Origin of the sequence: Chryseobacterium sp. X308, assembly GCF_020733145.1 — a bacterium.
Classification (GTDB): Bacteria; Bacteroidota; Bacteroidia; order Flavobacteriales; family Weeksellaceae; genus Chryseobacterium; species Chryseobacterium cupriresistens.
The window spans coordinates 94933-109406 of record NZ_JAJFZH010000011.1; the positions used below are offsets into that span (position 1 = coordinate 94933).

The 14474-nt window shown below is 35.2% G+C and carries 8 protein-coding genes; all 8 read right to left on the reverse strand.

From position 1 onward, the window contains the following. Positions 1-102: 102 nt before the first annotated feature. A complete protein-coding gene (locus tag LIV57_RS13425) occupies positions 103-2280 on the reverse strand; it encodes a prolyl oligopeptidase family serine peptidase (RefSeq protein WP_227942977.1) in 2178 nt (725 codons plus the stop codon). Positions 2281-2347: 67 nt separating this feature from the next. Beyond that, a complete protein-coding gene (locus LIV57_RS13430) occupies positions 2348-2515 on the reverse strand; it encodes a hypothetical protein (protein WP_227942978.1) in 168 nt (55 codons plus the stop codon). Between the two features lie 123 nt (positions 2516-2638). Beyond that, on the reverse strand, positions 2639-4378 hold the full coding sequence (locus LIV57_RS13435; protein WP_227942979.1) for a helix-turn-helix domain-containing protein: 1740 nt from the start codon (positions 4376-4378) through the stop codon (positions 2639-2641). Between the two features lie 167 nt (positions 4379-4545). Further along, a complete protein-coding gene (locus LIV57_RS13440) occupies positions 4546-5307 on the reverse strand; it encodes a LytR/AlgR family response regulator transcription factor (RefSeq protein ID WP_227942980.1) in 762 nt (253 codons plus the stop codon). Positions 5308-5386: 79 nt separating this feature from the next. After that, positions 5387-6706 (reverse strand): RagB/SusD family nutrient uptake outer membrane protein, encoded by a 1320-nt coding sequence (locus tag LIV57_RS13445; RefSeq protein WP_227942981.1) that lies wholly within the window; start codon positions 6704-6706, stop codon positions 5387-5389. Positions 6707-6717: 11 nt separating this feature from the next. Beyond that, a complete protein-coding gene (locus LIV57_RS13450; protein ID WP_227942982.1) occupies positions 6718-10047 on the reverse strand; it encodes a SusC/RagA family TonB-linked outer membrane protein in 3330 nt (1109 codons plus the stop codon). A gap of 6 nt (positions 10048-10053) precedes the next feature. Continuing rightward, the gene (locus LIV57_RS13455) at positions 10054-12627 is read right to left on the reverse strand and encodes a zinc-dependent metalloprotease (RefSeq protein WP_227942983.1); all 2574 of its coding nucleotides are present in this window, start codon (positions 12625-12627) and stop codon (positions 10054-10056) included. Positions 12628-12756: 129 nt separating this feature from the next. Next, positions 12757-14340 (reverse strand): histidine kinase, encoded by a 1584-nt coding sequence (locus LIV57_RS13460; RefSeq protein WP_227942984.1) that lies wholly within the window; start codon positions 14338-14340, stop codon positions 12757-12759. Positions 14341-14474 lie beyond the last annotated feature (134 nt).

Below are 14474 nucleotides of genomic sequence, written 5' to 3' on the forward strand. Positions count from 1 at the left end.
ATCTGATAATTCACTATTTCCTAATTTCTCTCTAAAATTTTCATGTGAAAATAAATGCGAATTATGTACTTTTCAAAAAAATGATAAGGAAAGCCAGACATATTATTTGTTTACACTTTCTTTCGGTTGGTAATCAGGATGACCCAATTGCCATAAAGCGAAAGCGAAAATATCAGCTATTTCTTCATAAGCCTTTTTCTTAGTATTATCTCTCCCATGACCACCATCAAAATCAACCTTCAGCAAAATAGGATTATTTGAAGTGTTATCAGCAATTAGCTTAGCTGCAAACTTTGCTGACATCCATACTGGAACTCTAGGATCATTATAGCCAGTTGTTATAAGAGTTGCAGGATATTTTACACCTTTTTTGATATGTAGATAAGAGTCCATTTCATATAAATACCCGAATTCATCTTTATCCTTGACTGTTCCAAATTCCTTTACACTATTGGCTCCATTAGGAGAAGCCTCCCCTCTTACAGTATTCAGAGTCCCAGCTGCTACAATTACCGCTTTTATCAAATCTGGTCTTTCTGTCATAGTTCTACCTACTATTATTCCTCCGGCACTGATTCCCCAAATAGCTGTTTTACTTGGGTTTGAGTATCCTTTTTCATGCATAAATTCTATACAAGAAATAAAGTCCTTCCACGAATTAGGTTTTGTTTTCTTAAAGCCTCCCAAGTGCCACTCTTCTCCTTTTTCTCCACCACCTCTTACATGTGTGTATGCTACTATTCCTCCTTTTATAGCCCATAATAATGCTATTCTAGCATAAAAAGGACTGTAAGAATTACTATATGCTCCATAGCCTAAAACTAATAAAGGTAATTTTTCTTTAGGCTTTAATTCTTTGTTATAGATTATGGATAAAGGAATATCTTTTCCATCATGAGATTTTGCGGTTGTTTCTAAAACTTTAACATCCTTAAAATCAGAAAACTCTACAATAGGATTTACATTTTCAGGAACAAATTTGTTTTCGGATACATTATATTTATATCTTCTGTCCGGACTGTTCCACCCTGAACATGTAACCCAAAGATCAGAATAGCTGTTTGATTTTGTTGTTAAGTTTATATTACCGGCCGAAATTGGCAAAATTATTTCCTGAAGTTTTTTTTGCGAATTATAAAAGTAAAATTTAGCCTCTACACCATTTTTTGTTGTCGTTATAAATAAACCGTCTTTTGTTGAATAAACAGCTCCAATCACCTCATCTTTCATTTCATTTATAATGATTTGAGACTGCGAGAAATTCGGGCTTTTTAAAGAAGTATGTGCAACAAAATTGTTCTTCGTACCTTTTGCTCCCACATAATACAGATCATCTTTTACCAATGTATAATCAACAACTTTATCCTCTTTTTTATACAAAGGTTTCCAATTAATATGTTGACTATTTAATTCTGAAGAATAAGCATAGTAAGTGTCAGAAAAATTTGCAGCCCCCCCAATCTTTGCTATCAGGTAGTTTTGGTTACTTTTATTAATTGAAACAATAGGAAAATCTTCTTCTTTTAAATTTAGCTCTAAATAATCTTTTCTTGACAATATGGGATGAATTTGCTCAGGGTCATCTCCTATTTTATATACTACGGCAGCCATGTTTTTTAAAAATAAATCCGATTTATTATCCATTATTGGATAATAAAGATAAATGAAGCCGCTATTATCAGGTAACCAAGAAACTCCACCACCATCAGATGGCCAGCAGTGGGTAATTGTATAAGGTAATATGTTTTTTTTCTCAACATCAATAATGATCATTTCTCCAATCTCCTTCCCTCCCTCGGTTAGGGCAACAACAATTTTGGATCCATCATAATTAGGTTTTATATAATTTATAACATACTCTTTATTATTTTTTTTGTATTCAGAAGAGGTAAATAACAATTCTTCTTTTCCATTGAATCCATTACGAACATACAATTTTGGGATATTTTCTTTAACCTGCCTTTTTAAGTAAAAGTATTTATCATTATCCGTAATCTGTAAATACGAGATAGAATACTCATTCTTACTATCCATTTCACCAAGTTTATCAATTAGATATTGACGACTTGAAATAGACTGTAAAATAAAATTAGCATAATTATTTTGGCCTTTCATCCAATCAATAACAGATGAATCTTTAACATTCTCAATATTACGATATTCATCAATTATTTTCCTTTCAAAATATTGATCAGTTGAAGGCGTTGGTTTAAACACTGGCTGTGTTTGAGAAAATAAAATGTGATTACAAAAAATCAAAAATGTGATTATATATTTCATATTATTAAGGTATGATGTAAATAAAGATGCAAGGTACAATTCTGTACCTTACATCTTAAAAAAATGGCTAAATGTTATTAAGAGCATTTAGTGCTGTTGCTTGTCCTAGATCACCTGTATTATTACCGCCATCTCCACCATCTCCTCCTTTAATTCTTCTTAAATTAGTAACACTTACCAATTGTAATTTTTTTAAAGATAATTTCTTTTGTGCTTTTTGATCTTGTTTTTTCATTCTATTTGATTTTTTGCATTTTAATCGATCCAAAATAAATGCTTTTTTCCAAAATACATTACAATATGTTGCCGATATTGATCAATATGGTATCAGTTATATATTTAATATTTTGAATATCAATTACTTATCATTGTCGCGTAAAATTTTTATATAATAAGAAGGTAAGGTACCTGTAACATTTTTAAATGCTTTTGTAAAGGATTCTACATTACTAAAACCCACATCCTCTGAAATAGCAGCAATCGTTTTTAACCTTAATTTTTTATTTTCCTTTAACTCGTTAATAGCAAAGTTAATTCGTAATTCACTTAAATAATTTGAGAAGCTTTTACCTTTTATTTCATTGATTACTTTAGACAAATAATCTCTATTAGTTCCAAAATCTTTAGATAAAGAATACAACGTAATATTTTTGGTAATAAATACTTTATGATTTTCAAAATCATGTAATTTTACAATAAGTTCTTGTCTTACATTTTCAGGAATCTGACTTTTAGCTTTATTAATTTTCTCACCTGCTATAAGTTCGGTAATCTCTATGGCTTGATCTTCTTCACTCAATTTTTTTAAACCACCTACAGCATTCGATATCGAACTTTCATTCTGTGTATCTATTAATTTTTGAGCCTGAACTCTATATGTTTTTAATTTTCGTTGGTTAATATTAAACAAATAGATAAATGTGAAAAGTAATAATGAGCCTCCACCTAGAAACCAGTATAATGTAGTATTCTTTTTGTTTAAATTCGAAATTAATTCCTGCTTTTGTTCTAGTAATTCAGGATTATCAAACTTTTGGTGAATCTCTTTAGAAAATTCATAGTTTGATTTATAAATAGTATCATTGAGCTTTATAAGCCGATCAATCAAATAAACTTGTTTTTCTTTATTTCCTTCTAATTCATAATATTGCAAAGAATTTTTATATAACCCTATTAATTCCGGACGAATAAACTTGATCCTTTTTTGTATAGAATCCATTTTATTAAAAGAATTAAAATATTCACGTTTATTATTTAATCTTTGGTAGTTCATGGATAAATACATATATGTTATCCCGAGATTGGTAGAATCATATTTTTTGAAATAATCAATATTTTGTTTTAGACCTTTAACTGACTTCGGATAGTCTTTTAGGTAAAACTTCATAATATTACAGCTGAGGTCATATACTTTGAAATAATATTTCTTGTTATAAAGAAGACATTTTGACCTGCCCATTTCCGCATAAGCATAAGCTGAATCATATTTTCCTACTGCATTATATGTAATTGCTAAACTATGTAAAATGGATAAATAATTACTCGGATCTTTTTTTTCTTCATTCTTTATATAACTGAAAGTTTCTTTAAAAATTTTTAAAGCTTCTTCATAATCATATGTGAAATATTTTATTTTTCCAATTGCATGCTTTATGAGTACTATTTCTTTAATATTGTTATTCTCTTTTGCATAAGGAAGTGCCTTCAAATAATAAGATAATGCCTGATTGTATTTATTACAATTATAATAAATATCACCTATTTTATAATTCCCATATGATAATTCATCTATATTACTATTTCTATTAATAACATTTTGTATACTGTCTATGTATTTGATATTTTTTTTGAATTTTGTGAAAAGAAAAAAGTATCCATCAAACTGTTTTTTTGCATTCTTCTCATTTTTAGCTTTTACTAAAAAAGTATTTGCATATAGTATTGCTATATCGTCTTGCCGGAATTCTTTACTGTAAGATTTTTCTAGCTGTTCAAAGGTTTTATTTTTTAGTGAATCGGGAATATGAAACCCTTTTATACTTTGAGGAAAAAATAAACTCGTACAAAAAAGAAATAAAATTATTATAATTCTATACATATGTGTTTTTTGAAATGTAAAAATACCACATTTTAATTGTTTTCATTAATAAACAATTTATTACATTTAAAATCAGTACATTAAAAATATATTAAATACCAATATTGATCATAATCTTGGACCTTCTTAGCACGATTAGAAGTACGATGATGTGGTAAATAAGTAAATCAACTATTCAGCCAGTTCAGGCATTCAGCAATCTGCAATTTACTGATAAAAACTTCAGCATTCACTTCCGGTTCCGGTGAAAGTCTAAGTTCTACTTTCTGGCTGGAATGCTTGATAATTTCGGAAACCGCGTCTTTATTAATGATAAATTTCCTGTTGATCTTAAAGAAAATTTCAGGGTTCAGCTTCTGAATAATATCTTTAATGGTATCATCATAAATATAGGTCTGATGATCTTTTGTAGTCAGGAAAAGGTATTTCCCGGAGGCAAAAAAGTAGGCAGTGTTATGCTCGTCTATTGATTTTAGTTTATTTCCTTCTCTTACCATGAAACGTTTCATCACCTCATCTTCGGCTTGTCGTAATGAGGACATAGATTTAAGAACCGGTTCAGGATCAAAATTGTTTCTTATAGAAATAAATTTTTGTAAAGCTTTATGGAGATCCTCTTCTTCAAAGGGCTTCAGAAGATAATCAATGGTAAAATGCCTGAATACTCTCATGGCATATTCGTCAAATGCGGTAATGAAAATAATCGGGGTAAAAAGCTCTACCTGCTCAAAAATTTCCAGGCTCATTCCATCTCCGAGATGAATATCCATAAAGATAAGGTCTGCGGAATCTCTTTGAAAAAAATCAACTGCCTGTTTTTTAGAACGAAGAATAACAGTCTCTGTAACAGGGACTATGCTCTGTGTATCCAAAAGATTTTTCAGATAATTCACAGCCAGCAGCTCATCTTCTATAATGGCAATTTTCATAACGATGCAAAAGTACAAAAAAACCGCTGAAACAATTAAGTTCAAGCGGTTTCCTCTGTATTGAATTTGATATGAAGTTCTATAAATTAGGGTTATTCTTCTTCGCACTCATTGGATATTCAATGGTATATCGCGGATCATTCTGCTGAAGAATATACTCACTACCACTAATGGTGTGGCTTATTTTTTTCTGATTTGCTCTTCTTAAGTCGAACCATCTTTGGCCTTCCAAAGCAAATTCCCTGAATCTCTCATCCAGGATAAAGTTCATAAATGTTGTAGAATCCATTGAGTTTACTGCATTTTGTACTGAAGTATATCCATCCGGAGTATATCTGTTTTTCATTACTTTCAGAAGTGTCTCTTTAGCTTCTGCGAGTTTATTCAACTTTAATAATGCTTCAGATTTTATAAAATACTGCTCTGCTGTTCTGAAAGACACTTTGAATTCTAAACTTCCTCCTTTGGTGACTTTATACTTACTACCATTTTTTTCAAAATACATGCCAAACCTTTTATCTGCCGTAGTATTGTATGAAGAAATCAATTCCGGAGATGCAAAAGACAAGTTTTTTATAGAATTATCCCATGTATTATCCAAAGCCATGATCGATTCCGGGGAAGCATAATGGTTGGGTGGTGTGTTGACCGTATTCAAATTGCTCAACTCTCCTTTTACTGCCAATACCTGATCTGCATAGTTTAAAGCCTTGTTCCAGTCTCCTTCATATAGGGCTGCCCTTGCTTCAAATGCCAGCAATGCGGTTTTTGAAAATCTGTAGTTCAATCCTGTTGCTTGTTTCTGTTCTACCATCAGATCTTCTGCTTTTTTAAGATCTGCATGAACCTGATTGTACACCTCCTGTACTGAAGATGGTTTTAATACCTGCTCAAGATCGATTTCAAGACTGATCGGAACTCCTCTGTCGGTAGAAGCTGTAGCACTATTGTACGGTTTACCATATAGATTCACCATGTCAAAATACAGGTAAGCTCGAAGAGCATACGCCTCTGCTAAAATCTGATTCTTTTCAGGAGAATCCTGCATGGTTTTACTTCCTTCATTGATAATCTGATTCAGATAAAAGTTCACGGAATAAAAGCTTACCCATGGAAATTCTGTAGATGCCTGATCATTGTTAGCGTCTTTCCACATCGCAATTTCACGATAGGAAATAAAATCTGTAGAATTATCATCAATATTCACCTCATCGGTACGAAGGGCTACCAGTGATTTGTGAACAGGATATTTTGAATAGGCAGATGTAAGGACTTTTCTGTAATCTTCAACTGTGGTAGGAATCACTTTTCCTTCAGGCTGAATATCTAAAAACCTGTCGCATCCGATATTGATAAAGCTGATTGCTGCAAGTGCTATGATTGCTGTAATTTTTCTCATTTTTTCAAGTTTTAAAAAGAAACATTAAATCCTACGGTCACCGACTTGGTGATAGGCTGTGCATAAATATTACCATACGTTTCCGGATCGAAATACCCTTTGTATCCGTTGCTGAATACAAACAGGTTACGCCCTTCAACACTCAGTCTCAAACTTGTTATTCCCATCGGGTTTGTAAATTCTTTAGGAAGTGTATATCCCAAACGGATACTGCTGATTCTGATATAGCTGATCTCTTTTGCCCAAACATCCAGTAAGCTGTAGGCATTGGAACGGTTTCCGGCAAACCATTTATTGCCCATCCATCCGTCCGGGTTAGCTTCCATATCAGGACTGGTAATTCCCGGAAGCGAACTTCCAGCTTCATAAATATCTCTTGTGTAGTTTCTTCCTCTATCCAGCTCCATTCCACGGTAAGAAGGTGTTCTCATAACCGTCTGCTTCAGGTTGAATGTTGCAGAAACAGTAAGGTCAAAATTACTTACTTTAAAGGTGTTGATAATACCTCCTGTAAACTTAGGATCTCTGTCTCCTACATACGTAAACAGGCTTCTCAGCTCCGCGTTTGAAAGTTTGGTATCAACAAGCTGTCCAGGGAGGAAATCTGCATACACATCATATAACTTAAAGAATTCTGCTGCTGAAATCTTCTGATCTCCTTTCCAGAATAATGGGTTTCCATGTTCATCCATTCCTGCAGTTTTCAAAGCAAAAACAGCATTTACAGGAAGTCCTTCTCTTGATGGAAGCAATGCATTATCACGCGGCTGCTCACTCAATACCCTGCTCTTGTTATGTGCAAAGTTGATGGTAGTCGTCCATTTGAAATTATCATGATTGATGTTTCTGGTAGATATCGCCAATTCAAAACCTTTGTTGGTCAGGCTTCCCCAGTTCATCATCGTATATTCGAATCCTGTTTCAAGAGGAGTTTCTTTCATACTGATCATATCCGTACCTTTTCTGCTGTAGACATCAGCGGTAAGGCTTACACGGTTATTGAACAATCCTAAATCAAGTCCTAAGTTGGTATTGGTGGTTTTTTCCCATCTCAGTTTATCATTCGGAGGGCTGAGAACATTGATAATGGATTCTTTTCCTCCCGGAAGAATGGTGGCATCATTATATTCACCGATAAAGAATGGCGAAGTGTTTCTGTCAATATTTCCCTGAAGACCGTAAGATGCTCTCAATCTAAGGTTGGATATCGCAGAAATATTTTTCATAAAATCTTCCTTCGTTACCAGCCATGATCCTGAAACTGCCCAAATGGGAAGATATTTATACTTTTTATTTACCCCGAAAAGATTAGTCCCGTCATATCTCACACTTCCGAAGAATGTATACTTCTGGTCGTAAGTATAAGACGCTGTTGCAAACATGGAAGCGTAAGCATTCTCTATAGGAGCTGCTTCACGGTAGGTTTCATATCTTTTATCAGCTGCAAAACCTGAATTCGGGAATACAATCGCTGTAGCTCTTCTTGTTTTCGGGTCATATCCGAAAGCTCTTGTAATTGTTGCATTATCTTCTGTTTTACGGATTTCCGTACCGGCCATCAAATCAATCTCATGTTTATTGATCTTTGTGCTGTACGCTGCCTGCAATTTCCAGTTGTACTGGAAGAAATCATTATCCCAGTTTTGTTTTACCGCACCAGCCGGCAGGAAATAGTTGTATTTACCGTCTTTGTAGTAACGGGTATTTTCTTTCATTTTTCTGGTGAAATAGGTATTCTCCGCTGCAAATTTCTCTGTTTTATTTGCATCGTACTGAATACCTAACTGAGAGGTAAATCTTAAACTTTTTGAAGCTTTATATTCTAAATCTAAAATTGCTTTCAAAGAGTTATTTTTCAGTGAATAGTTGGTATTTTCTCTTTCTTCCAGGAAGTTGAAAGGAATATAACGGTCTTCAAAACCATCCATATCTCTATCATAATTGTAGCTTCCATCCGCATTGAAAGGCTTCATGTAAGGATTGGCATTTCTTGAATAATTCACAGGGTTGATTGAAGCATCAGCATCCGTTACAAAAGATGTACGTTCGCTTTGCGTTCCGAAAATAGAGATTCCTGCATTTAACTTATCACTTAATTTATAGTTGTTTTTTAAAGTAAGGTTATAACGCTTAAAACCTGTACCGATAGTTGTTCCTTCTTCATCATAATATCCCAGGGAGAAATAGTAATCTGCACGGTCGCTTCCTCCGGAAACACTTAATCCGTATTGTTTGTTGATGGCATTTCTGTACAGCAGTTTGCCCCAGTCTGTATTGTTGTTTCTTAAACCGTTAATCTGCTGGCGTGTGAATGAATTCAACGCATCGAAACCTCCGTTTCTGAAAGCATCAAGCTGGTCGTTCTGCGTCAGAATTCTCATTACTTCTCCCTTATCGGCGCGGTACGTAAGATCTGCACGCTTGGCAAGCATCAGTTCCAAGTCTACTTTTTCAGAAGCATTTAAAAGATTCAGCTTATCAAAATCAGGACGTGATGTTACGAAAGTGTCTGCTGAAAAGTTCAGTTTCAGACTTCCTTTCTTTCCTTTTTTGGTGGTAATAGAGATAACTCCGTTGGCTGCTCTTGCTCCATAAATAGCTGTTGCCGCGGCATCTTTAAGGATGGTAATATCTTCAATATCATTAGGATTCAAACCTGCGATAGAGAAGTTCTGAAGCTGATCAATATTGTCTTTATCAGTAAAGTTCGGAACATCATTTCCTTCTAACGGAAGACCGTCAATGACCCATAGCGGATCCTGGGGACCGGAAAGGGAAGCTGTACCTCTGATTCTGATCTTCGCCGGACTTCCCGGAGCGCCCGTTTCAGGAGTTACTGCCACACCGGCAATCTGTCCTGCCAGCATCTGGTCTACACTGGCAACACCAGCCTGGCTGATGTTGTCCATTTTCACGGTAGAAACCGCTGAGGTCTGCTTACGTTTTTCAATTTTCTGATATCCGGTGATGATGACTTCCTGGATTTTATTTTTATCTGAAATCTCAGAAGTCAGTCTGATGGTATAGTTGGTCTGCCCTTCATTCAGCTGAATGACTCTGGACTCATAACCCGGATAACTTACCAATACCGTTTTTGTATCGGCAGGGATTTCCAGGATGAATTTTCCGTCCTTATCGGTCACCGTACCTACTGATACACTTTCGATAATTCCTTCCAACTCCGTTTTTGTAGACACCGATTGGGTCTCGATTTTTATAGATGCACCGCTGATAGTCTGAGAAGTATTTCCGTCTTCTATTTTCCCGGTGATGGTTTTCTTTTGCTGGGCCATTGCTATATTAGCAGCCAAAAGAGGTAAAAGTATTAGAGTTTTTTTCATTGCCGTTTATTTGTTTAAAGCCTCTTGTATACGAATGATTAAATCTGTGTAATGTGCTCTGGAAGCATCATCACCTCTGTACCTTGTTCTGTTCAGTAAATCCAGAACTTTCTGAAGTTCTGCTCGCTTGTAAGTCGTCACCTCAGATACTCTTTTCATGGATGAATAATTGATATTCCTCAAACCGTGATCATCTTCATGGAAATTACAGATGGTCGGGATATTCAAAGTATCATCTACTTTCAATCCTTTCACTGCTGTCTTTTCAAATAATTTGTTCACAGAGACAATCAGGGCATCCACATAATTTTTCTGAGTCATTTTCTCAAGCATCGTAAGGCTTCCTTTTTTACTGAAAATGGCTGTTCTTACCTGATCAAATAAATTTTCAACCGTGTAGATCTCTTCTTTCGATCCTGAAACCTGATGCTTCAGCTCGTTTTCAAGCAGCCTGAGCAGCCTGTCGTCCATAAATAAAGAATAGATATTCGCATACTGCATTCCTCTTGCAAGAGTATACGGAGTCTGTTCAAATGGTCCCATTGGGGAATCTTTAACCGGATACGTTTTTTCTGTAATAGGATTAAAGAATAACCATTCCGGAAGGTTGATGGCATTTTTAACAAGATAATCAACCGCTCTTCTCTGAATTTCTGCAGGTACAGCTTCATAAGCTTTCTTTTTGTTACCAAAAACAGTATTGTTCAGGTAAATTCCTCCTACATTCGCCATCACATGACCTGTATACAAATCCCACTGCCCGATCACTCCCAGATACAGTTTTCCGGCATCCGTGTATTCTTTACCATCTTCATACGTCCATTTCAAAAGGTTGTTAATCACCACTTTCAAATTCTTCATTCCGTACTCGCTGGCTTTCATCGCATCATCACCTAAATCTTCAGACTGCGAACGCGGATCAATGGTTTCCAGATAGCTCTGCTGCTCACCATAGAAATACATCGGGTCATCCTCGTGTTTTTCAATTAAGTTTTTCAGTGCTTTTTTCTCTACGAATTCATCCGGATACCAACGGTAGCCCCACTCTATGGCATATTTATCATAAATACCAATTTTCGGAGTGATTGCTGTAACACCATCTTCCGGCTGAGCTACATAATTGTAACGGGCATAATCCATGATGGAAGGTGCCGTACCGCCCATCTTGTCCGTAAATTCTTTGGAACGAAGCGACTCTACCGGGAATGCAAAGGATGCTCCCATATTGTGCTTCAGTCCGAAAGTGTGCCCTACCTCATGAGATGAAACAAAACGGATGGCTTCACCCATATGTTCATCACTGAATTTATTTCCTCTTGCTTTAGGATCAATAGGTCCGGTTTGAATTCTCATCCAGTCATGAAGGGAAGTCATTACATTATGCCACCAGATGATATCTGCTTCGATAATTTCCCCACTTCTCGGGTCCACTACTGATGGTCCCATTGCATTTGACTTTGGCGACGCGGCGTAAGTAATTACAGAATATCTTACATCATCAATATCAAAATCTTCATCTTTCTCATCCGGCATTTTCGCAATCACTGCATTTTTGAATCCTGCCTGCTCAAACGCCGCCTGCCAGTCATGTACTCCGGCGATAATCTTTTCACGCCATTGTTTTGGTGTTGCCGGGTCGATATAATAAACAATCGGTTTCTTGGGCTCTACCAGCTCTCCTTTTAAATATTTTTCTTTATCCTCTTCCTTCGGTTCAAGATTCCATTTGGTAATAAAGAATTTCTCATCCATTTTTTGCTGATTGTCATTAAACGACCAGTGTTTTTCGGAGAAAAATCCTACTCTTGAATCCGCTACTCTTGGTTTCATCGGTATTTTAGAAAGCAGAACCAGATTGGTAGTAACGCCTAATGTGACCGGAAGATCTACCCCGCCTTCATTGACAGAAGTAGACAATTGGGACTTCACCACAATATTCTTAGGAAAAGTCTTCACACCTTCTATATAAGAAAGACTTGATTTCACAGATCCACCCAATCCTACATTGGCCAGCACATCGTTAAAACTTTTCTGATTTCCGTCAAAAACTTTGTTCACTTTAATGGCTACAGCCGTAGAGTCATTGTTTTGTGCTTCAATATCAAAGACTTCAATCACAGATTCTGAAAAATTGTCTTTCACAGATTTTGTAATCGCATCATTTTTTGGGGATGACACTTTAGGCACCACCGTTTTTACCCATACTTTTTTAGCTACAGGATCACGGTAAAAAGAGATGACCTTATTCTCATAATTCATTCCTTTGTTCAAACCAGCCTCATTGACCTGCATGGGAACCTGAGAAAGTTTGTTGACCACCAAAAACTGACGTCCCATCAAACTGTCAGGAATTTCAAAATAAATATCCGTCTTTACCTGAATGGTATTAAAAAGTCCTTTTTTATAGGTTCCTTTTTTGATCAGGTCTTCAATCTTTTTGGTTTTCTTGGAGGAAGAGGTTTCTGTCTTATCCGTTTTTTCTTTGTTGACCTTTACTGTATCTTTATCTTTTTTCTGTGCCAGTGCCATTGGTGAGGCCATAGCAAGACCGAGATACAGTGCGAGCCTGTAATTCTTCATTAAAATAGTCCGATTCATTCCAAATAGTAAATATCTTAGTTTCAGCCAGCAAAGCTATAGGTATCATGAATCATATATATAATATTAGGGAGTGAATGGTGTTATTTTGGGAGTGAATGGATTTTTATTTTACTTCATTAAAGGCAAAAAACATACGAAATATTCACCATCTACAGAAATATTAAGAATATTATTCTTAAAATATCCATAAACCTGATTCAAATACTCAATTCCGAATTTCTCTCCCTGTACCGTTTCCGTCTTAGGCTGCCAGGTATTCTTTACCGTGATCCCGTCCTCATCAACGATTATGATAATTTCCAGAGGCTGATCCATCGTTGCAATATTATGTTTGGTCGCATTTTCCGTGACTATCTGAAGGGATAAATAGGGAATTCTTTTTTCAAGACTTTCAGGAGCATTAATGGTCAATTCAAACTTCAGTTCTTCATCAAACCTGCTTTTCAGAAGTTCCATATACTGCTGTATAAATTTAATTTCCTGCGAAACCGGAACAATATTATCTTTTGGAGGCACTATAAGATATCTGTAAATCTTGGAAAGATTCATGGTAAACTTCTGTGCATTTTCTTTATTGATCCCGATCAGCATATAAAGGGAATTCAATGAATTGAAAAGGAAATGCGGATTAATGTTATTTTTAAGCTGCTGAAGCTGATTGATCACTTCGGCTTTGTGCATCTTTTCGTTCTCTATCAACAGCAAATTCTTCTCTGACTGTATTTTTTCTTTTTCCTGATAAGCCAGACTGGTTGCTCTCTGAAACAATATAAAGACCGTTACAATGAGAAACAACGCTGCCAGAAAAATATAAACAGTATAGGTTTTTATCTTGCTGATATTTTCGTCAATAATAAAATTTACATGATTCACTACCGTATATCCATCAAAATTATCAGTCTTCAATGGCTTTATAAAACGGGTTACCTCCACTCCCAGATATTCTGAAACTGCTGTTCCTTTGGTATATCCTGCTTCAGTTTTGCTGGTCAGTGTATCATTAGCTTTAATATCTGTAAAATCAAAAATATTCTTTCCGATATACTTCTTCTCAGGATGGGTAATACAAATTCCTTCTTTAGTAAAAACATAGGCGTACGTATTGGAACTTTTATCCACGTTGATAAAATATTGGTGAAGATCATCCAGACTTACCGTAGAACCATAGTACAATTTGCTTTTATCGGGCAGTACCAGAGAATCATAGCTCATCCAGTACATGCTGTCCTTTTCAGTAATCAGAAGATCTTTGAAATGTCCCGGACCGTTATTTTTTATAACAATAGAGTTCTCCTTATGATCTCTATTCTTAAAAATACCGGATAAAGGATTGTTGCTCTCAGACTTTCCCGAATTACTGTTTTCATAATAATACCAGCTGTAGGGCAGCAGATTTCTTTTCTTATTTAAATCATTTAAAACTAAAGAATAATCCTTGTAATTCTTCAGTCCGTCTTTTTGAATCAATGCGCGAAGCAGATACTGATAATCCTCAATATTCCTGAATTCATGTTCTATCGATTCATACTTTCGGAAGAATGTTTTCTTTGCAAAATCATCGGTATTCTTACGGCTGTCTTCTGTGATCAAAAGACTCAAAACAGCAAATGCTGCCACTGCGATCAGGCAGGCAGATAAAGCGGTGATGTAAATGGATTTTTTGGATAAGGCGTGCTTAAAATTAATAATCAAATTCTCTAAATTATGGATTCCTCTACATATAAATTATTCGTTTGCAAAGATATAACAAAGATTTCAGGACTGTAAAGTGAATTAAATTTAGATTTCATATTTTAAAGTAAAAAACAAAAATCAGATACGCTTAA

What these genes read in the sequence shown, in the direction of transcription:
- LIV57_RS13455 (WP_227942983.1), bottom strand. Translation starts at nt 12,627, where the DNA reads ATGAAGAATTACAGGCTCGCACTGTATCTCGGTCTTGCTATGGCCTCA.
- LIV57_RS13445 (WP_227942981.1), bottom strand. Translation starts at nt 6,706, where the DNA reads ATGAGAAAAATTACAGCAATCATAGCACTTGCAGCAATCAGCTTTATC.
- LIV57_RS13430 (WP_227942978.1), bottom strand. Translation starts at nt 2,515, where the DNA reads ATGAAAAAACAAGATCAAAAAGCACAAAAGAAATTATCTTTAAAAAAA.
- LIV57_RS13435 (WP_227942979.1), bottom strand. Translation starts at nt 4,378, where the DNA reads ATGTATAGAATTATAATAATTTTATTTCTTTTTTGTACGAGTTTATTT.
- LIV57_RS13425 (WP_227942977.1), bottom strand. Translation starts at nt 2,280, where the DNA reads ATGAAATATATAATCACATTTTTGATTTTTTGTAATCACATTTTATTT.
- LIV57_RS13450 (WP_227942982.1), bottom strand. Translation starts at nt 10,047, where the DNA reads ATGAAAAAAACTCTAATACTTTTACCTCTTTTGGCTGCTAATATAGCA.
- LIV57_RS13440 (WP_227942980.1), bottom strand. Translation starts at nt 5,307, where the DNA reads ATGAAAATTGCCATTATAGAAGATGAGCTGCTGGCTGTGAATTATCTG.